The organism is Pseudomonas sp. HMSC065H01 (assembly GCF_001815235.1).
Classification (GTDB): domain Bacteria; phylum Pseudomonadota; class Gammaproteobacteria; order Pseudomonadales; family Pseudomonadaceae; genus Pseudomonas; species Pseudomonas aeruginosa.
Map to the genome: position 1 here is coordinate 26,193 of NZ_KV819895.1, position 17,645 is coordinate 43,837.

General features: G+C 65.5%; 22 protein-coding genes and 1 pseudogene. 2 read left to right on the forward strand and 21 right to left on the reverse strand.

The genetic code is table 11. From position 1 onward, the window contains the following. The 15 genes and pseudogenes from HMPREF3014_RS16195 to HMPREF3014_RS16270 form a co-directional block, all read right to left on the reverse strand. Positions 1–599 (reverse strand): annotated as a pseudogene (locus HMPREF3014_RS16195) (phage tail protein); the annotation flags it as partial. A gap of 58 nt (positions 600–657) precedes the next feature. Next, positions 658–1,260, reverse strand: coding sequence for a tail assembly protein (locus tag HMPREF3014_RS16200; protein WP_003117974.1), 603 nt, complete (start codon positions 1,258–1,260; stop codon positions 658–660). 54 nt (positions 1,261–1,314) lie between these two features. Continuing rightward, positions 1,315–2,085 carry a C40 family peptidase gene (locus HMPREF3014_RS16205; protein WP_003117973.1) on the reverse strand — a complete coding sequence of 257 codons (771 nt, stop codon included), beginning with the start codon at positions 2,083–2,085 and terminating at the stop codon, positions 1,315–1,317. A gap of 2 nt (positions 2,086–2,087) precedes the next feature. After that, on the reverse strand, positions 2,088–2,783 hold the full coding sequence (locus tag HMPREF3014_RS16210; RefSeq protein ID WP_003117971.1) for a phage minor tail protein L: 696 nt from the start codon (positions 2,781–2,783) through the stop codon (positions 2,088–2,090). A 7-nt stretch (positions 2,784–2,790) separates the two neighbouring features. After that, entirely contained in the window at positions 2,791–3,132 is a 342-nt protein-coding gene (locus tag HMPREF3014_RS16215; RefSeq protein WP_003113186.1) for a phage tail protein, read from the reverse strand. Continuing rightward, a complete protein-coding gene (locus HMPREF3014_RS16220) occupies positions 3,125–4,963 on the reverse strand; it encodes a phage tail tape measure protein (RefSeq protein WP_009875789.1) in 1,839 nt (612 codons plus the stop codon). Before HMPREF3014_RS16220 ends, HMPREF3014_RS16215 begins: the two co-directional genes overlap by 8 nt. A gap of 46 nt (positions 4,964–5,009) precedes the next feature. Further along, positions 5,010–5,264, reverse strand: a complete 255-nt coding sequence (locus tag HMPREF3014_RS16225) for a hypothetical protein (protein WP_003113188.1) — start codon at positions 5,262–5,264, stop codon at positions 5,010–5,012. Positions 5,265–5,293: 29 nt separating this feature from the next. Then, positions 5,294–5,641 (reverse strand): phage tail assembly chaperone family protein, TAC, encoded by a 348-nt coding sequence (locus HMPREF3014_RS16230; protein ID WP_003113189.1) that lies wholly within the window; start codon positions 5,639–5,641, stop codon positions 5,294–5,296. Between the two features lie 11 nt (positions 5,642–5,652). After that, positions 5,653–6,147, reverse strand: coding sequence for a phage tail tube protein (locus tag HMPREF3014_RS16235; protein WP_003113190.1), 495 nt, complete (start codon positions 6,145–6,147; stop codon positions 5,653–5,655). Positions 6,148–6,462: 315 nt separating this feature from the next. Then, positions 6,463–6,720 carry a hypothetical protein gene (locus tag HMPREF3014_RS16245; RefSeq protein WP_003118919.1) on the reverse strand — a complete coding sequence of 86 codons (258 nt, stop codon included), beginning with the start codon at positions 6,718–6,720 and terminating at the stop codon, positions 6,463–6,465. Further along, positions 6,717–7,079 (reverse strand): hypothetical protein, encoded by a 363-nt coding sequence (locus tag HMPREF3014_RS16250; RefSeq protein WP_004355109.1) that lies wholly within the window; start codon positions 7,077–7,079, stop codon positions 6,717–6,719. Before HMPREF3014_RS16250 ends, HMPREF3014_RS16245 begins: the two co-directional genes overlap by 4 nt. Beyond that, on the reverse strand, positions 7,076–7,705 hold the full coding sequence (locus HMPREF3014_RS16255; RefSeq protein WP_009875788.1) for a glycoside hydrolase family 19 protein: 630 nt from the start codon (positions 7,703–7,705) through the stop codon (positions 7,076–7,078). Before HMPREF3014_RS16255 ends, HMPREF3014_RS16250 begins: the two co-directional genes overlap by 4 nt. A gap of 15 nt (positions 7,706–7,720) precedes the next feature. Beyond that, a complete protein-coding gene (locus HMPREF3014_RS16260) occupies positions 7,721–8,068 on the reverse strand; it encodes a phage holin family protein (protein WP_003117965.1) in 348 nt (115 codons plus the stop codon). Between the two features lie 459 nt (positions 8,069–8,527). Continuing rightward, a complete protein-coding gene (locus HMPREF3014_RS16265) occupies positions 8,528–8,887 on the reverse strand; it encodes a PA0613 family protein (RefSeq protein WP_023086930.1) in 360 nt (119 codons plus the stop codon). Positions 8,888–8,934: 47 nt separating this feature from the next. Continuing rightward, entirely contained in the window at positions 8,935–9,135 is a 201-nt protein-coding gene (locus HMPREF3014_RS16270) for a TraR/DksA C4-type zinc finger protein (RefSeq protein WP_003085132.1), read from the reverse strand. A 457-nt stretch (positions 9,136–9,592) separates the two neighbouring features. On the opposite strand from HMPREF3014_RS16270, the gene prtR reads away from it, so the two are divergent. Both prtR and prtN read left to right on the forward strand, forming a co-directional pair. Continuing rightward, positions 9,593–10,363 carry a transcriptional regulator PrtR gene (gene prtR / locus HMPREF3014_RS16275; protein ID WP_003113202.1) on the forward strand — a complete coding sequence of 257 codons (771 nt, stop codon included), beginning with the start codon at positions 9,593–9,595 and terminating at the stop codon, positions 10,361–10,363. Between the two features lie 99 nt (positions 10,364–10,462). Then, positions 10,463–10,777, forward strand: a complete 315-nt coding sequence (prtN, locus tag HMPREF3014_RS16280) for a pyocin genes transcriptional regulator PrtN (protein ID WP_003121843.1) — start codon at positions 10,463–10,465, stop codon at positions 10,775–10,777. 316 nt (positions 10,778–11,093) lie between these two features. On the opposite strand, the gene trpE is transcribed toward prtN, so the two are convergent. The 6 genes from trpE to HMPREF3014_RS16310 all read right to left on the reverse strand — a co-directional run bounded on the left by trpE (position 11,094) and on the right by HMPREF3014_RS16310 (position 17,605). Further along, complete coding sequence (gene trpE / locus HMPREF3014_RS16285) at positions 11,094–12,572, reverse strand: anthranilate synthase component I (RefSeq protein ID WP_023086929.1); 1,479 nt, start codon at positions 12,570–12,572, stop codon at positions 11,094–11,096. Between the two features lie 72 nt (positions 12,573–12,644). Beyond that, the gene (locus tag HMPREF3014_RS16290; protein ID WP_003099532.1) at positions 12,645–13,463 is read right to left on the reverse strand and encodes a phosphoglycolate phosphatase; all 819 of its coding nucleotides are present in this window, start codon (positions 13,461–13,463) and stop codon (positions 12,645–12,647) included. Continuing rightward, entirely contained in the window at positions 13,463–14,137 is a 675-nt protein-coding gene (gene rpe / locus HMPREF3014_RS16295; protein ID WP_003085122.1) for a ribulose-phosphate 3-epimerase, read from the reverse strand. Before rpe ends, HMPREF3014_RS16290 begins: the two co-directional genes overlap by 1 nt. 123 nt (positions 14,138–14,260) lie before the next feature. Then, positions 14,261–15,091, reverse strand: a complete 831-nt coding sequence (locus HMPREF3014_RS16300; protein WP_003099535.1) for an ABC transporter permease — start codon at positions 15,089–15,091, stop codon at positions 14,261–14,263. A gap of 105 nt (positions 15,092–15,196) precedes the next feature. Next, positions 15,197–16,444: an ABC transporter permease gene (locus HMPREF3014_RS16305; RefSeq protein WP_003123930.1), complete on the reverse strand. Its 1,248-nt coding sequence runs from the start codon at positions 16,442–16,444 to the stop codon at positions 15,197–15,199. Between the two features lie 114 nt (positions 16,445–16,558). Next, complete coding sequence (locus HMPREF3014_RS16310; protein ID WP_003099539.1) at positions 16,559–17,605, reverse strand: ABC transporter substrate-binding protein; 1,047 nt, start codon at positions 17,603–17,605, stop codon at positions 16,559–16,561. Positions 17,606–17,645 lie beyond the last annotated feature (40 nt).

Genomic DNA, 17,645 nt, shown 5'->3' on the forward strand with positions numbered 1-17,645 from the left:
CGGTTGTTGTTCTGGTTCGGCGTCAGGCGGCGCACGCGCACCTGCCAGCCGCTCCGCGCCTCCGGCAGGTCGACACGGTGGGAGCGCTCGTAGCGGCTGGTGGACTTGTCGTCCAGCGAAGCCTTCAGCGCTTCCTGCCAGGCACCGCCGTCGACGGCGATGTCGATCGCGTAGTCGATGCGGTAGCCGACCACGTCACCGTTTTCCTGCTGGCGCTGGATGGCCGGCCAGGACAGGCGCAGGCGCACCGCCGAGAGCTGGGTGTTGTTCACCGCGCGGACCCAGGGCGCGTCACTCTTGAGTTCGACGCCGACCGCCAGTTCGTTTTCCACGGCGGGCACACCGGCAATGTGTTCCTGGTCCACCGAGCCCGGACGGAACTCCCAGGTCACTCCGGGGAAGTTCACCGAGCCGTCCGCCGCCAGCAGCGGCGTATCGTCCAGGTAGATCGAACGGCCGTCGACGCCACCGTCGAACTCGCCTTCGCCCAGTGCCAGGAGAATCTTCGCCCGCGCGATCGAGCGCACCGAGTCCGGCATCTCCACCGGCTGGCGCGGCTTCTTGCTGCCACCCTTGTGGCCCGTGATGGTCTTGTTCATGACGTTCCTTCAGGCAAAAAAACGCCCGCGCATGGCGGGCCTGTTACGGCGTTGCCGACTACAGCCGGTCCTCGGCATAGATGCCGGCGCTGATCACCGCGCCGCCGATGCGGCGCTTGCCATAGAGCACGCCGACCGGATGGCCCTGGGCGATGGTGTTGACCGGGCCGCCGAAGGCATAGCTGGGGGCGTTCTCGGGGGCCTCTCGGCCCTTCAGGCCCTTGGGTTGGGGGCTGAGCATCTGCATGACGCCGCCCGCCAACATGCTGACTCCAACGGTTACTAGGAACGAACTGGTTCCACCGGAGAAGAACGTCGTGAATCCACCCACGACAATCAAGGCAGCCCCCAGAATCGTCTGGAAAAGCCCCGCCTGCTTGCTCCCGATCACCAACGGCACGATGCGGATATCCTCGCGTCCGCGCATGTCCAGTTGCTCGCCGGACAGGTTGGTACGCCCGCGGAACACGGCGAAGGTCAGCCCTTTCGACTCCGCCTCGCGCATGAACGTCTCGAATCCCTCCATGGTGTGCTTCAGGGCACTCATCGCCTCGCGTACCGTGCCGCTTTCCAACAACCGGCCGTGCATGCGGCCGAAGCGCTTGCCCAGAACCCCGTATAGACGGATGGTGGTGAGGCCCTGACTCAGGGTGTCACTCATGGACCTGTTCCTCTCGTGAAGAGCCGATTCCGACGGCTCGCTTGAATATGTCGTTCACTGCGGCATCTGCGTGTGCCGCAAGACCAGGCGCGTGCGTTCGATCCAGGGTCCGCCGAACACGTCGCGGGTCGACAGCCGTCCGTACAGGTGGTGCAGCAGGAACGGTCCGTCGCCGCCGAGCGCCTGGACCGGCTCGCTGTCCAGACGCCAGTCATTGCCCAGGTAGATGCCCGCGTGGTTAGGGTGCAGCGCCCTCCCGACCTGCATCACCAGCATGTCGCCGCGGCGGATTCCGGCCAGCGGCACCGGCCGGAATCCGGCCGCCGCATAGTGCTGCTCGTAGAGGCTCTCGCCGGTTTCCCACCAACCGTCGCGGCGCGGATAGTCCGGAAGCTCCAAACCTGCCTCGCGGCGGTACCAGTCGCGACAGAGGCTCCAGCAGTCGAGCACGCCGTGGGCGAACTCGCGGCCGAGCAGCGGCGCCCGATAGCCCTCCGGCGCTAGATGCGCGACATCGCCTTCAGGCCAGGACAGGATCACCCAGGGCAGACCATGCAGTTCGCAACTGACCCGATCGGCCATGCTCGGCGTGGCCGGAACGTCCGGGTGGCTGTGGACGATGGCCAGGACCTCGCCCTGGTCCTCGGCAGCGCACCAGTCCTGGTGATCGATCACGAAGTGCTCGCTGGGCGATCCGGCTGCGTTGCGACAGGCCACGTAGCGGCGTTGACGCACACCGCGAACGATCAGCCCGCAGCATTCGCGCGGATGCTCGCGGGCGGCGTGTGCGGCGATGGCCCGCTGCAGGCTGCGGCTCAGTTCCATGCTCACATCCTGACCAGGCCGGCGCCGGCGAAGCCGCCGTGGGACAGCGGGTTGTCCGCGCCGAAGCGCAGCTTGCAATCGCTGACCCGGCCGCCGCAGCGGTCCAGCGCCGGATCGTCCACCGGATTGCCGTCGGCATCGAACATCGCCGTGCCGGTGTAGTTGCAGTCCTGCCCGCGGTACTCGTTGGTGATGCACCAGTGGCACAGCGAGGTGATCTGGCGCGCCGGGATCTGCTGGCCCTGGAAGTCCGGCGGAGCGGACAGCTCCCAGGTCACCTGGACGCTGTTCTCGGCGGTCTTCTGCTCGAGGAACCAGATGTTCAGGCGCTCCTGGGAGGGGTCGGCCTGCGGGTTGCCTTCGGCGAAGTTGGCCGCATCCAGGTAGTGCGCATAGGTCTCGCGCACGGTCAGGCGCGCGCCTACCAGGCCATCGAAGAACAGGCAGAGCGCGCTGATGCTGCCGTCAATGTTGCCCACGCTAAGGGTCGGCGAACTGGCCCGGCCGTCGCCGCGCTGCTCGAAGCCGCGCGCCTCCAGCGGCCAAGCTTGGTAGACGTTGCCCTGCCAGTGGATCGGCCCCTGCTGCAGGTGGCCGTGGAAGCGCAGCATCTCGCCGCCGAACCCGGTGCAATCCAGGTCGAACAGGCGCACCAGCGCCCCAGGCTCGAGGGCCTGGTCATCGGCTGTGATGGTCATGCTTACCTCACGGATTGAAGACTTGCTGGAAGGTGGTGTTCAGGGTGAACACGCCGTTGCCGCGCGGTCGCAATTGCCAGCCCTGGGCGCGCACCCGTACCGGTTCGCCAGTGGGCAAGGTCCAGAGGAACGAGCGGTAGCCGCCGTGGCGCTTGAGGAAATCGCGGATCGGGCCGATCAGCGCGAGATCGCCGGTACGCGAAACCTGCCAGGTCTCGCTGAGGTTGTTCAGCCCGTCGCCGAGCGCCTGGCTGTAGCCGCCGCCGTACTGCACCTGGCGCACCAGTTGGTTCGCCTGGCCGGCGGAATCGATCGAGATGTCCCAGGTAAAGCGTTCCAGATCAGCCATTCACCATCCTCCATACCAGGCCGCCGGGGCGCAGCTCCTGCGCCACCACGTTGCGCGCGGCATCGTTGATCATTCCCGCCAGCTGCTGTCCCGTACCGTCGTCGCCGCTGGCCGTCGCCGCGCCCTCGCGGCCGCCGCCCAGGCTGACGCTGGTGGAGAAATTGAAGACGTTGCCACCCTCGCCGCCGCCGAGCGCGCGCACGCCGAGCACGCCATCGGAACCGCGACTCAGCGGCATGATGGCTTCCGGCCCACGCTCGCCGATCAGCGCCGGACGACCGCCGGCCATGCTGAACAGCGCCGGCGCGCTCTGGATGCCATCGTTGAAGGCACCGCCCCTGGCGAACCCAGGCATGCCTCCGGCGCGTTGCTTGCTGACCCAATTGGCCATGTCCGAGCCGGTGTAGTCGGAAATCCGCGAGCCCGCCGTTGCGCCGCTACCGAAGAACCCGCTGACCGCACCGACGATGCCGCCGATGATCTGCAGCGTCGCCTGCCGCGCGGCGATCCGCGCCATATCCTGGATCACCGAGTCGGCGAAATCCTTGAACGACAGCTTGCCCGTGGTGGCAAAGGTGAACAGGGCGTTCTCCATATTGGTGAAAGCGTTGGTAAACAGCATGTCCATCATTCCCGAGACGTCCTGCGCCTGGTCGCGCAGGCTCGCCCAGGAGGCGTCCATCTGTTCGACCCAACTGCCCACCGGCTTGCCAGCGCTCGCCGAAGCCCCTCCAGCCGATACCTTGGAACCGTCCCCGGTCTGCCCGGAAGCAGTGGCCACCATCGCGCCGACATCCATCGCCGCTGCCGGCATTGGCGCGGCACCCTGGGCCGCGGGAGCGCCCGCAGCCGCTTGTCCCGCATCTGCTCGGGCCTTTTCCAGTAGCGAGGTATAGGGCTTCTGGCTGGCCAGTTGCGCCTCGGTGATGCCGGCCTTGCCATTCATCCAGCCGAACAATCCGTCCAGGGCGAGCATTGAAAGCTGCCGCGCGGCGATCCGGGCGACATCGTCGATCACCGTCTTGGCGAAGTTGCTCAAGGACAGCTTTCCGGTAGTGGCGAAATTGAACAGCGACTTCTCGAGCTTCTCCGACGCATTCCTGAACAGCTCGTCGGTCATCCCGGAGATATCCTGCAGCGGCGCGCGGTAGGCGCCCCAGACACTGTTCATCTGCAACAGCCACTGCTTGAAGACCTGCGACTGGAGCGACGGCTGTTCCTTCTCGTCGTCGCCGGCCTTCGCCTGTCCCTTGCCCGCCTTGTCGTCGACCTTGGGCTTCTCGGTACCGACGCTGGCGACCCAGCCAAACAGCCCGTCCAGCAGCATCAGCGTCATCTGCCGCGAGGCGAGGCGCGCGGCATCGGCGTAGGCGGCCTTGCCCACGTTGGCAAGCGACAGCTTGCCGGTCTCGCTGAGATTGAGCAGCGCCTTGTCGAGCTTGTCGGAAGAGTTCTTCAGTAGTGCTTCGTTGAGCTTGGACAGATCCTGGAGTGGTTCGCGATAGCTCTTCCAGGCTTCGCCCAGTTCCTTCTGCCGGGACTTCCACTCGGCCAGTACCTTGTCCTGGGCGCTCTGCACAGGCTTCTTGGCCTGACCCGCCTGGCGACTGGTCCTGCCCAGCATGTCCAGCGCCTGGTCCAGCACGCTGCTGGCAATCAGTGCCGAACTGTCCAGGCTTTTGCCGATAGCCTTGCCAGCTTTTTCCGCGCGCGCCTCCATGGCACGCATTTTCTGATCGTTGATCCTGCCAACCTTGTCCATCCCGGCCCTGTACCCTTCGCTGCGAAGGACCAGGTCGAGCGTCAGGCTGCCGTCGGTATTCGTGGCCATGATTCATGTCTTCCAGAAAAAGACCCCGCCGCAGCGGGGTGGCCTGTCATGCCCATTGATCCATCGCCTGATGCAGCGAAAGGGGCTGGAGAGCCATATGCGGACGGAACGCGTCGGGATCGGCGTCCGCTCCCAGCGCATGCCCGAGCAACGCAGCGATCCGAGCCAGCGCAAGCTCCAGCCGGTGTCCCGGATGGAGCGAGCCGCGCTTGTTCAGGTAGGCGACCCAGGCGCGGTACTCGGCGTAGCTGAGCCGCTCCTTGGCCTCGGCAATGGTCGACCCGCCGACGCCGTTCAGCACCAGCTCGTGCCAAACCTCGTCGGCGGGGGTCAGTTTTTTTCCGCGTCCTCGACCCGGTTGACCTCACCGACCGCCTGCAGCAGCAGGAAGCCCAGCGCCGGGTCGAGGTCGTAGGCCTGTTCGTAGGTCAGGCTTTCCTCTCCCGTCTCGCCCAGGCGAATGCATTCGGCGAGGTAGCGCGCGTTGCGGCTCTGCTGGTCGCCTTCGGCGGAGAACAGGCGCTCCACCGCGCCAAAACTGTTGCGTCGGACGAACACCTGGAAGGTGTCGCTGACCGCCTTCTTCCTGCCGGCGGGAACGCGGGTCCAGGTAATCTCCTTGCGCACCAGCGCCGACTCGATGAAACCGCCCGCCGCACGAAGTTCGTTGAGATTCATCTACGCGCTCCTCAAGCCGACTTCGGCGTCCACTTGCCGGCGCCGGAACGCTGGATGGTGGCCTGGGTAGCGACCAGCGTGTTGCTGGCGAAATCGAAGGGGAAGTCGCTGACGTAGCCTTCGAAGGTGAACCAGGTGCGCGCCGGCGGCAGCACGAAATCGTCGCCTTCGGTGCTGACGGTCGGCTTTACGTCGATTCCGTCGGACCAGCCGATGGCCCACTTGACGCTCGTCTCGCCATCTTTCTCGGACAGTTGGAACAACCGAACGTGACTGGCCAAGCGTGGATCGGCGTTGATGCCGAGGGTCGCCTGGCCAGGGGTGCGCAGGCCTTTCTTGTACTTGCGCGAAGTGTCGCTCAGGCACGGGTCTTCGATCTGGTCGGCCGGATTGCCGCCCGGGTTGAACGAAGTCACGCCTTCGATCTCCAGGACGGTAGCGGCACCGGTACCGGATACCGGCGGAACCAGGGCGTAGATCTGGGTACCTTGAGTCAGGATGGACATGGAAAACTCTCCTTTATGCACATGAAAAGACCCGCACCAGGCGGGTCGTCTGGCCCCGTCCCCAGGACGGTCGGCCGTGGCGCGGTACGCGGTCGGCGAGGAGCCTCCACGTCCCGAGCCGTTGTCGGATGCAAACGAAAAAGCCCGGCACACTGGCCGGGCTCTGAGGTTGCAGGTGACATCCCTGGGGGGACACACCTGTACAAGCATGACTACGTTGTACCGACCGATTCCCGGCTCGACAACGCTGCGGAATCAATACACGGCAATATGCGCCGGACACACGTCCATCGACGTCCATATGCGCCCAGTGTCTCAGCGGCAGGCACGCAATGCCGCCTGCAATTCGAGTTCGTAGCCCTGCCGCTGGCGGCGCTCGGCGAGCAATGCGCGAACCTTGGCCTGCAGCGAATCGCCGGCCTTCAGCGTGGCGCCGGCCCAGCTCGGCGGGCGCACGTCAGGTACACGGCAGGGCACTGCCAGGGGAACCTCGACGCGCACGGGGCGAGGTGTCGTCGGTGAGGCTGCGCAGCCCGCGAAAAGCAGACAAAGCCCCAGCAGGAGACGAGTCATAGTCCCAGCTCCCGGTCGATCGCCGCACCTGCCGCCTGGCAGTCCGTGCCAATGTCGGGTTCCTGGAGCAGACGCACGGCCGCGGCATACTGCTCCGCGGCCTGCGCCCTGGCCTCGCCGAGTGCCTGCTCGGCATCCTTCGCGCGCCTCTCGGCGCTCGCCCGCACCGCCGCCAGCGCGCGCTGCTGCTCATCGAGCAAAGCCTCGAGCTGGCCGCTGGCGACGCGGCTGGCAGTGAGTTGGCCCAGGGCCTCCTCCAGTTGCGGACGATAATGGCGGGCAACCAGGCCGCCGCCGAGCAAGGCGCCGGCCAGCAGGACCAGCAACACGGCCGGCAGGAGCAGAGCGAGCCGGCTCATGACAGCACCGCCCTGGCCCGCTGCCACAACGCCAGGCGCTCCGCCTGGCCATTCAGGCCGCCGTTGATGCGGCGGGTGATGGCAGCGAACTCGCCGCGGTCGGCCAACTCGTTGAGCCCGTGACCGGCCCACCACCAGGCGGCGCTGCGGGCCGCCGGCACGGGCTGCTCCAGGCGCCAGGGCTCGGCTTCCAGCGGCTCGCCGAGGGCCTCGCCGACCAACCGGTAGTTGGCACGCCCGGTGATCTGTAGCAAGCCACGCCCACGGAAGCGCCAGCCATCGCCGGACGCTTCGTCGCCATTGCCGTTGCGCGTGGCGTAGGTGTTGTCGGCAATCGCCTGCGGATTGCGCGCCAGCCGCAAGGCCAACGCGTTGGGCTGCCCGTCGGGGCCGAGATAGCGGCTCGGCCAGGTCGCCGCCAAGCCTTGGGCGCTGTAATTGAGGTTCTCCACCAGCCGGGTCAACTGGCTGCTTTCGTGGCCGACCTGGGCGAGAAACGCGACACGCCGCGCCGGTGTGTCGATCTCCCTCTCGTCCATGGCCCGTTGCAACGCCGCAACGAAAACGCCCGCGACGAGGCGGGCGTTGGGAAAAATGCGCAGCAATTGCTGCTCGGTCAGTTTCATCGATCCTCCTGGCGCTTATGTCCGCTCATGCGGCTCCTCCTCGGGCAGCTCGCAAACCCCCAGGCGCCGGGCGGCCCAGCGTTCGTAGAGACCGACGGCGATCTCCGCGCCGGCCGCGGCGGTCAGGCTGCCCAGCGCCGCGGCGAACAGCAGCGCGGCGCCGCAAGCCAACGCCAGCAGCATCACCGCCACGCCGCAGACGATCGACGCGCCGGAGCGCAGCGCCAGGCGCCGCAACAAGGCCCAGCCGCCGAGACCGGCCTTGTCGGCACGCCACATCTCGCCGCTGACGCCGCCCAGCGCGGCGAGCAGGATCAGTACCCAGAGCGGCATTTCCGTCAGTGTCTGCGGTTCGTTGCCCATGGGTCCCTCCTTGGCAGGCAGCGCCGGGCACGTCCGCACGAACGTTTTCCCGGGCAATAAAAAACCCGGCGCCAGGGCCGGGTTCCGGTGCTTCACGAGTGCCTCCCTGGGGACGCACCTTTACAAGAATGACTACTTTTTACCGCCCGATTCCCAGCCCGGCAATGCCTTCTCGACAATCCACTGCAATAGGAGGGAGACGCACCACGATATGAGGGTGATATACCGCCTTGGGAACCTTCGCCAGGCATCCGGGCAAGTGCGTACCCACTTCCGATATGGAAAAGCCCGGCATCGACTGACGAAAAGGACGGCTCCGCCAGCCCGACCCCGCCTCTACCGTGCAGGGTCCGCTGCTGTGCATGGGATTCGCCGCCTCCGTGGGCGACAGGCATAAAAAAAACCGGCCCGAAGGCCGGTTGGAAAATTCCAGGGGGGACCAGGATCCGGTCCAGGAACTCAGGCCGCCCGCCGCAACAGGCCGTCCTGGATACCCTGGTGCGCCACATGCAGGCGCAGATAGAAGGTGTTGCGGCTGCAACCGCAGTGGCGGTACTTCTGCTCGGGGAAGCTGTCGCGATTGAGATAGTGCTCCACCACCACGGTCTTCAGTTCCTCGGGTAGGCGATTTACCAGGCGATCGACCTCCGCCACACGGTCGAGGATCACCCGGCTGCCACGGTGGCCGCGGACCACCTCGCCCTTGCTGGCGATCAGCATGGCGATCAGGTTGCCGCCGGCGTAGCCGCCTCCGTTGCTGCCTGGCGCGTGCAGTTCCTCGGCCCAGAGCTTGAGCATTTCATCGATGGCTTTGATCACGGTCGTGTCTCCTTTCACTGCCCGCGAGGGCTCGGCATGAGGTCGGTTCAACGGCGCTCGTGGCGGTCCTGGCAGTCGATGCAGCGACTGCAACCCGGTGCCGCCCGACGGCGCGCCTGGGGAATGGGCTCGCCGCAGTCCTCGCAGTCTTCCGCGGACTCACGGATGGCCAGCGCCGGGCGCGCCGCCAGGAGGCCGTCGAGGCGAGCCAGGACCAGTTCGTTGGCGTGATCGGCAAGGTCAGCCATGGAAAGCCTCCCTGGCGTGCCCGACGCCCGACGGCCGAATGGATGGAACATGACAGATGCGCGGCGCCGGTTCGGCGACCTGCGTTCCTCTGCGCGGAAATGGCGAGTGCGTATCTCGCGACATGGCAATGACTCCCTGTACGACGCCGCCGTACCTGAAGCAGGTCGGCGACAGAATGAATGAGCGGGACGGAGCGTCTGCATGGACGGCGCTCCGGCCCTCCAGGTGCCGGAGCGCTTTCCCGTGGCCCCGGCACCCAAGCAGTCGGCACCTGCATCGTCGGTCGCCGACAACCGGGTGTGTCCCTGCACCCATGTGAAATCTCTGAAAGGCGGGTGGGAAGTTGTGGAACTCACCCCTTCCGCTTTCTGACGGAAGAGAAATTACAACCAAAGCTATTTATCGTCAACACCTAGGCTCTTTACAGAAAATCCATCGGTCTGTAGATTGCCGAGCATGGACAAGAGCACCCAGATCCCGCCCGACAGCTTCGCCGCTCGCCTCAAGCAGGCCATGGCGATGCGCAACCTGAAGCAGGAAACCCTCGCCGAAGCGGCAGGGGTTTCGCAGAACACCATTCACAAGCTGACCTCGGGCAAGGCCCAGAGCACCCGCAAGCTGATCGAGATCGCGGCGGCCCTGGGCGTCTCGCCGGTCTGGCTGCAGACCGGCGAAGGCGCTCCAGCCGCGCGCAGTGCCGTATCCGTGGCCGATGGCAGCCCATTGGTGCTGGAACCGCTGCATCCGTGGGACAGCGACACACCGCTGGACGAAGACGAAGTGGAACTGCCGCTGTACAAGGAAGTGGAGATGTCCGCCGGCGCCGGACGCACTGCGGTGCGCGAGATAGAGGGGCGCAAGCTGCGTTTTTCCTACGCCACGCTGCGTGCCTCGGGCGTCGATCCGTCGGCGGCGATCTGCGCCCAACTCACCGGCAACAGCATGGAACCGCTGATCATGGATGGCTCCACCATCGGCGTGGACACCGCCACCACCCATATCACCGATGGCGAGATCTACGCCCTCGAACATGACGGCATGCTGCGGGTGAAGTTCGTCTATCGCCTGCCCGGCGGCGGCATTCGCCTGCGCAGCTTCAACCGCGAGGAATATCCGGACGAGGAGTACTCGCCGGAGGACATGCGCAGCCGCCAGATCAGCATGATCGGTTGGGTCTTCTGGTGGTCCACCGTACGCCACCGGCGCGGCCCGTCCCTGGTGCGGTGAGCGCCTGGCGCTCGCCCGCTCTACAACTTCAGCTATTGAACAAGAAAACAACCTGAGCTATATTTCCCTCAACGACGTGTAGCCGCAGGAGGGAATACCATGCAGCCATCCATCGCCCCTAGCACTCCGATTCCACGCCAGGAAACCGTGGAATTGGTCTACCGCATCTTCGGCGACGTCCTGGTGCCGCTGGAGCAGGTTCGCGAACGCTGGTTTCGCAACCTGAACAAGGAAAACTTCAGCAAGGCCCTGGCATGCGGGCGGATCGCCCTGCCGGTGACGACCCTCGACGATAGCCACAAGGCCATGCAGTTCGTGGCCCTCGATCACCTCGCCGCCTACGTCGACCAGCGCGCGAACCAAGCCGGAGGCGCCCGTCGAGCACAGCCGGGCGCTGACAGCATCGCATCCTGAGCGGCCCGCCGTTGCCAGCATCGTAGGGAGCGACACCATGCTCCGCCTGGCGGATATCGCGTGGTGATGTCCCCCTACGAAAGCGCCTTCTGCGTGGGCAAGTAATGCCGAAGGCGTCATCCGCCAACCGGACATATCGATCACTTCACCTTGAGGCGGGTTCGGCGTCCTGCCCCTGGCGGATATCGCGCCGCGATATTCGCCCTACGAAAGCGGTGCCGCGTAGGGCCGAAGCCAATGCGTGGGTCCAGCCGGGCATAAAGAAGGCGGATGACGCAAACGCCATCCGCCTTCTTTTCTTCCGCCTCGCGCCGTCTTATTCGACGCTCTGCTCGGCCAGCGCCACGGCGCGGAACATCGCCCGGCGCTTGTTGATGGTTTCTTCCCACTCCAGCGCGGGCACCGAGTCGGCAACGATACCGCCGCCGGCCTGCACGTGGAGTTCACCGTTCTTGATCACCGCGGTGCGGATGGCAATGGCAGTGTCCATGTTGCCGTTCCATGCCAGGTAGCCGACCGCGCCGCCGTAGACTCCACGCTTGACCGGCTCCAGCTCGTCGATGATCTCCATGGCGCGGATCTTCGGCGCGCCGGATAGAGTGCCCGCCGGCAGAATCGCCCGCAGCGCGTCCATCGCGCTGAGCCCCTCGCGCAATTGCCCGGTGACGTTGGACACGATGTGCATGACGTTGGAGTAACGTTCGATCACCATTTTTTCGGTGACCTTCACCGCGCCGATATCGGACACCCGCCCCACGTCGTTGCGCCCCAGGTCGATCAGCATCAGGTGCTCGGCGATCTCCTTGGCGTCCGACAGCAGATCCTGCTCCAGTGCCAGGTCGGCCTCTTCGTTGATCCCGCGCGGACGGGTACCGGCGATCGGGCGCACCGTCACCAGGCCATCCTCGACCCGTACCAGCACCTCCGGCGAGCTGCCCACGACATGGAAGTCGCCGAAGTTGAAGAAGTACATGTAGGGCGTCGGATTGAAACAGCGCAGCGCGCGGTACAGGTCGATGGGCGCCGCCTTGAATTCGATGGACATGCGCTGCGACGGCACCACCTGCATGCAGTCGCCGGCCAGGATGTAGTCCTTGATCCTTCCTACCGCGTTTTCATAGTCCTCGCGGGTGAAGCTGGCACGAAACGCCGGCTCACGACCCTGGGCCGCCTCGAGGTCGAGGCCGCGACGCGGGGTGACCGGCTGGCGTAGACGCTCCAGCAGCTCCTCCAGACGTGCCTGGCCGCGCTCGTAGGCATTTTCCTCGGAGGGATCGGCGAGGACGATGGCGTGGATCTTCCCGGCCAGGTTGTCGAATACCACTACGGCATCGGACACCATCAACAGGATATCCGGGTTGCCCAGCGGGTCCGGGTTCGGACAGGTGGCCAGACGTTTTTCCACGTAGCGCACGCAGTCGTAACCGAAGTAGCCGACCAGGCCGCCATCGAAACGTGGCAAGCCGGGCACGGTGGGCACCTGGTAGCGCGCCTTGAACTCCTCGACGAAAGCCAACGGGTCGGCGCAATCGAAGCGCTCGGTTTCCACGCCATCGATGCTGATCCGCACTTGATGGTCGTAGACCCGCAGCACCGTGCGGCACGGCAGGCCGATGATCGAATAGCGCCCCCATTTCTCGCCGCCCTGCACCGACTCCAGCAGGTAGGAGTTCGGCGCGTCGGCCAGCTTCAGGTAGATCGACAGCGGCGTGTCGAAGTCGGCAAGGGTCTCGAAGGACAGCGGGATGCGGTTGTAGCCATCGGCGGCCAGCCGCAGAAATTCTTCGCGATTCATGATCAGCCTCATCGGAGGAGAGAACGGTCAACAGGGTGCAAACGCGCGCCGGCTATCCGGCGGAGGATGATGTCAGGCGCGCCAGCGCCAACGCGCCAGGGCCTTGATGACCTTCATCCAGAGTTTGCTGACCGCCACGGCTTGATCTCGCTGGTCGGAGGGGGAAAGGGAGTCGTCCGGCAACACTATCTCAGCGGCCTGGTCGGCGCAAGGCAGCAGGTCGCGCAGGTTGTCGATGACCAGGGTGGGCGCTTCCTCGGCGATCGGCCGGCCGTGGTTGTAGCCATAGGTCAGCGCCGCGCAGCGCACGCCGGCAGCTTTGGCGGCGAGCACGTCGTTGCGCGAGTCACCGACGAACAACGCATCTTCGGGCTCGATGCCGGCCATCTTCATCACGAACAGCAGCGCCGCCGGGTCGGGCTTCTGCTGCGGCAGGGTGTCGCCGCCGATGATCCAGCGAAAATAGCGACCCAGCTTCATCTCATCCAGCAGCGGAGCGACGAAGCGCTCCGGCTTGTTGGTGATCAGCGCCATTTCCACGCCGTTGCGCTTGAGCCACTTGAGGGTGTCGACGACGCCGGGGTAGACCTCGGTGAGCGCATGACTGTCGGCATAGGCCTCCATGAACAACGCCAGCGCGGCTTCGGTTTCCTCCTCACCGATGCCGTCGTGCTCGATGCTTCCGGCCAGGGCGCGACGCACCAGGACGCGTGCGCCGTTACCGATCCACTGGCGGACCTTCTCGATGCCCGCCGGCGGCCGCCCGAGGCTGGCGAGCATGCTGTCGACCGCGGCGGTGAGGTCGGGAACGGAATCGACCAGCGTGCCATCCAGGTCGAACATCACCAGACGCGGCAGGCGCGTGGCGAAGAACGGCTCCGCAGCGCTCATTACTGGTGCGCCTGGGCCAGTTCGGCATGCATGGCGCGGATGACCTCGGCGTAGTCCGGGGCGTTGAAGATGGCCGAGCCGGCGACGAAGGTATCGGCGCCCGCCGCGGCGATCTCACGGATGTTCTTGACGTTGACGCCGCCATCGATCTCCAGGCGGATCTCGCGACCGGAGGCATCGATCAGGGCGCGTGCCTCGCGCAACTTGTCGAGGGTACCGGGGATGAATTTCTGCCCGCCGAAGCCGGGGTTGACGCTCATCAGCAGGACCATGTCGACCTTGTCCATCACGTACTTCAGCACCTCCAGCGGAGTGGCCGGGTTGAACACCAGGCCCGCCTTGCAACCGCCGTCACGGATCAGTTGCAGGGAACGGTCGATGTGCTGGGAAGCTTCCGGATGGAAGGTGATGTAGGTGGCGCCAGCTTCGATGAAGTCGCCGATGATGCGATCCACCGGGGACACCATCAGGTGCACGTCGATCGGCGCGCTCACGCCGTACTTGCGCAGCGCCGAGCAGACCATCGGGCCGATGGTCAGGTTCGGCACGTAGTGGTTGTCCATCACGTCGAAGTGAACGATGTCGGCACCGGCGGCGAGCACCTTGTCCACGTCCTCGCCCAGGCGGGCGAAATCGGCGGAAAGGATCGACGGAGCGATGGCGAAGGGTTGCATGGCGCACCTCAAAGGGGATCACGGAAGGCGCGCATTGTAGCCGTTATCGGTTTTTGGCGGTGAAAATGACGACTTTTCGCCGCAGCAGCCGACGCCCGGACCAAGCCGGGCGCGCCCTGCGCCTCAGCCGCCGGGTTGTGCGGTACGCATCTTCTCGCTGCGCCCGCGCAGCCATTCCAGGGTCAGCAACAGCAGTACGGAGAAACCGATCAGCAAGGTCGCCGCGGCGGCAATGGTGGGGCTCAGGTTCTCGCGAATGCCGCTGAACATCTGCCGCGGCAGGGTGGCCTGCTCGGGACCGGCGAGGAAGAGGGTCACTACCACTTCGTCGAACGAGGTGGCGAAGGCGAACAGCGCGCCGGAAATCACTCCCGGAGCGATCAGCGGCAGGGTCACCCGGAAGAAGGTGGTCAGCGGCGGCGCGCCGAGGCTGGCGGCGGCGCGCACCAGGTTGTAGTTGAACCCCTGCAGGGTCGCGGAGACGGTGATGATCACGAACGGCACGCCGAGCACCGCATGCACCACGATCAGCGACAGGTAGCTGTTGCCGAGCCCCAGCGGAGCGAAGAACAGGTAGCTGGCCACGCCGATGATCACCACCGGCACCACCATCGGCGAAATCATCAGGCTCATCACCAGTGCCTTGCCGCGGAACTCGCCGCGGGTCAGGCCGATCGCGGCCAGAGTGCCGAAGACCATTGCCAGCAGGGTCGCCGCCGGAGCGACGATCATGCTGTTGGTCAACGAGCGCATCCACTCGGCGGACTGGAAGAAGTCGGCGTACCAGCGCAGGGAGAACCCTTGCAGCGGGTAGACCAGGAAGGTGCCGGAGTTGAACGACAGCGGCACGATGACCAGCACCGGCAGTACCAGGAACAGCAGTACCAGGCCGCAGAGGATGCGCAGGGAGTAGAACCACAGGCGCTCGACCGGGGACATGTAGGGACTCAGCATGACTCGCTCTCCAATGTGTTTCGTGCGGATCCCCCTCTCCCCGCCCTCCGGGCAACCTTTTTTCCGAAGGCAGAGGGGAATCGGTTGGCCTTCTCGGAAGGCCCTCTATCCCAGGCGCAGGCGGCTGGCGCCCACCAGCCAGCTGTAGACGACGTAGAGCACCAGGGTGGCGAGCAGGAGCAGGCCGCCGAGGGCGGTGGCCATGCCCCAGTTGATGGTGCTGTTGGTATAGAAGGCGACGAAGTAGCTGACCATCTGGTCGTTCGGGCTGCCCAGCAGCGCCGGGGTGATGTAGTAGCCGATGGACAGGATGAACACCAGCAGGCAACCGGCGCCGACGCCCGCGACGGTCTGTGGGAAATACACCCGCCAGAAGCTGGCGAACGGGTGGCAGCCGAGGGAAATCGCGGCGCGCATGTAGCTCGGCGAAATGCCCTTCATCACGCTGTAGATCGGCAGGATCATGAACGGCAGCATGATGTGCACCATCGCGATGTATACGCCGGTGCGGTTGAACACCAGTTGCAGCGGCTGGTCGATCAGGCCGAGCTTGAGCAGCGCGCCGTTGATCAGGCCACCCGATTGCAGCAGGACGATCCAGGCGGCGACACGCACCAGGATCGAGGTCCAGAACGGCAGCAGGACCAGGATCATCAGCAGGTTGCTCTTGCGCGTCGGCAGGTTGGCCAGCAGGTAGGCCAGCGGGTAGGCCAGCAGCAGGCAGATGACGGTGATCACCGCGCCCATCCAGAAGGTGCGGGCGAAGATGTCCAGGTAGATGGCCTGGTCCGGGGTGGCGCGCGCCACTTCGCCGAGATCGTCGATCCGGTGGTCGAGGGCTGCGAGCAGGTAATAGGGCGTATAGCTGCTGGCGTTGCGGCGGATCACCTGCCAGTAGGCGGGGTCGCCCCAGCGCTCGTCGAGCTGCTCCATGGCGTCCTTGTAGGAAGCGGGCTCCTCCTTGAACGGCAGCTTGCGCGCGGTCTTCGCCATCAGGCTGCGATAACCGGCCAGCTCCATGTTCAGGCGCTTGGAGAGATCGCCGATGGTCTGGTTGCGACGAGCCTCGGCGAGATCCTGGCTGAGCGCCTTGTAGACGGCGTCGGCCGGCAGCGACTTGCCGTCCCAGGCGGAGATGGCCTCTACCGTCAGCGGCAACGAGCGAACCACTTCCGGGTTGGACACGCTCTTGTAGAGCAGCGCGGCGATCGGCACCAGGAAGGTCAGGACCAGGAAGGCCAGCAGGGGCAGGATCAGCGCCTGGGACTTCAGGCGGTTCATCCGCTCGGCGCGCGCCAGGCGTTGCTTGAGGGTACTGCCGGTGGCCTGGGATATGGGCACAGCTGTGGCCATAGCGAACTCCGGAAAAAAAGCGGGCCGTCGGGAACGACCCTGGAAAGTGTGGAACGGTAGGAGGAGCCGCCGCGCGGCGGCCCCTCCGGCCCTCACTGGAGGGTCAGGCGAGGATTACCTGGCCGCCCAGGCGTTGAAGCGCTGTTCCAGTTGTTCGCCGTAGTCGGCCCAGAAGGTCACGTCCATTGCCACCTGGTTCTGGATGTTTTCCGGAGTGGTCGGCATGTCCTTCAGCAGGGCCTTGTCCAGCAGCGGCACCGCCTGCTTGTTGGCCGGACCGTAGGCGATGTTTTCCGAGTAAGTCTTCTGCTGCTGGGGCTGCACCGAGAAGGCGATGAACTTCAGGGTCTCTTCCCGTTTCTTCGCCCCCTTCGGGATGGCCCAGGCGTCGAAATCGTAGATGCCGCCGTTCCATACCACCTTCAGGTTGCTTTCCTTCTGCACCGCGGCGATCCGACCGTTGTAGGCAGAACTCATCACCACATCGCCGGAAGCCAGGTACTGCGGCGGCTGGGCGCCCGCCTCCCACCACTGGATGCTCGACTTGATCTCGTCGAGCTTCTTGAAGGCACGATCCTGGCCTTCCTTGGTGGCGAGCACGCCGTAGACGTCCTTCGGCGCCACGCCATCGGCCATCAGGGCGAATTCGAGGGTGTACTTGGCGCCCTTGCGCAGGCCGCGCTTGCCGGGGAATTTCTTGATGTCCCAGAAGTCCGCCCAACTGGTCGGCGCGCTTTTCAGCTTGTCGGCGTTGTAGGCGAGCACCGTGGACCAGACGAAGAAACCCACGCCGCACGGTTGGATGGCGCCGGGCACGAAGTCCTCGGTCTTGCCGAACTGCGCCGGGTCGAGTTCCTCGAACAGGCCTTCGTCGCAGCCGCGCGACAGCTCCGGCGACTCCACTTCCACCAGGTCCCAGGACACGCTGTTGGTATCGACCATGGCCTTGACCTTGGCCATCTCGCCGTTGTATTCGCCGGCGACGATCCTGTTGCCGGTGGCTTTCTGGTAGGGCTCGTAGAACGCCTTGATCTGGGCGCTCTTGTTGGCCCCGCCGAAGGACACCACGGTCAGGTCCACCGCCATGGCCTGGGCCGCGCAGGCCAGGCCGGCCGCCAGGGTGGCGAACTTCAGGCTGGCCGCTTTCAGGGATTTCGACATTATTGTTCTCTCCACAGTGCAGGGTTGCTTCGGTACGGTT

What these genes read in the sequence shown, in the direction of transcription:
- prtR (WP_003113202.1), top strand. Translation starts at nt 9,593, where the DNA reads ATGGACAAGAGCACCCAGATCCCGCCCGACAGCTTCGCCGCTCGCCTC.
- trpE (WP_023086929.1), bottom strand. Translation starts at nt 12,572, where the DNA reads ATGAATCGCGAAGAATTTCTGCGGCTGGCCGCCGATGGCTACAACCGC.
- HMPREF3014_RS16255 (WP_009875788.1), bottom strand. Translation starts at nt 7,705, where the DNA reads ATGAAACTGACCGAGCAGCAATTGCTGCGCATTTTTCCCAACGCCCGC.
- HMPREF3014_RS16270 (WP_003085132.1), bottom strand. Translation starts at nt 9,135, where the DNA reads ATGGCTGACCTTGCCGATCACGCCAACGAACTGGTCCTGGCTCGCCTC.
- HMPREF3014_RS16215 (WP_003113186.1), bottom strand. Translation starts at nt 3,132, where the DNA reads ATGGCTGATCTGGAACGCTTTACCTGGGACATCTCGATCGATTCCGCC.
- HMPREF3014_RS16310 (WP_003099539.1), bottom strand. Translation starts at nt 17,605, where the DNA reads ATGTCGAAATCCCTGAAAGCGGCCAGCCTGAAGTTCGCCACCCTGGCG.
- HMPREF3014_RS16230 (WP_003113189.1), bottom strand. Translation starts at nt 5,641, where the DNA reads ATGAATCTCAACGAACTTCGTGCGGCGGGCGGTTTCATCGAGTCGGCG.
- HMPREF3014_RS16260 (WP_003117965.1), bottom strand. Translation starts at nt 8,068, where the DNA reads ATGGGCAACGAACCGCAGACACTGACGGAAATGCCGCTCTGGGTACTG.
- HMPREF3014_RS16245 (WP_003118919.1), bottom strand. Translation starts at nt 6,720, where the DNA reads ATGACTCGTCTCCTGCTGGGGCTTTGTCTGCTTTTCGCGGGCTGCGCA.
- HMPREF3014_RS16220 (WP_009875789.1), bottom strand. Translation starts at nt 4,963, where the DNA reads ATGGCCACGAATACCGACGGCAGCCTGACGCTCGACCTGGTCCTTCGC.
- HMPREF3014_RS16305 (WP_003123930.1), bottom strand. Translation starts at nt 16,444, where the DNA reads ATGGCCACAGCTGTGCCCATATCCCAGGCCACCGGCAGTACCCTCAAG.
- rpe (WP_003085122.1), bottom strand. Translation starts at nt 14,137, where the DNA reads ATGCAACCCTTCGCCATCGCTCCGTCGATCCTTTCCGCCGATTTCGCC.
- HMPREF3014_RS16300 (WP_003099535.1), bottom strand. Translation starts at nt 15,091, where the DNA reads ATGCTGAGTCCCTACATGTCCCCGGTCGAGCGCCTGTGGTTCTACTCC.
- HMPREF3014_RS16250 (WP_004355109.1), bottom strand. Translation starts at nt 7,079, where the DNA reads ATGAGCCGGCTCGCTCTGCTCCTGCCGGCCGTGTTGCTGGTCCTGCTG.
- prtN (WP_003121843.1), top strand. Translation starts at nt 10,463, where the DNA reads ATGCAGCCATCCATCGCCCCTAGCACTCCGATTCCACGCCAGGAAACC.
- HMPREF3014_RS16205 (WP_003117973.1), bottom strand. Translation starts at nt 2,085, where the DNA reads ATGGAACTGAGCCGCAGCCTGCAGCGGGCCATCGCCGCACACGCCGCC.
- HMPREF3014_RS16290 (WP_003099532.1), bottom strand. Translation starts at nt 13,463, where the DNA reads ATGAGCGCTGCGGAGCCGTTCTTCGCCACGCGCCTGCCGCGTCTGGTG.
- HMPREF3014_RS16210 (WP_003117971.1), bottom strand. Translation starts at nt 2,783, where the DNA reads ATGACCATCACAGCCGATGACCAGGCCCTCGAGCCTGGGGCGCTGGTG.
- HMPREF3014_RS16200 (WP_003117974.1), bottom strand. Translation starts at nt 1,260, where the DNA reads ATGAGTGACACCCTGAGTCAGGGCCTCACCACCATCCGTCTATACGGG.
- HMPREF3014_RS16235 (WP_003113190.1), bottom strand. Translation starts at nt 6,147, where the DNA reads ATGTCCATCCTGACTCAAGGTACCCAGATCTACGCCCTGGTTCCGCCG.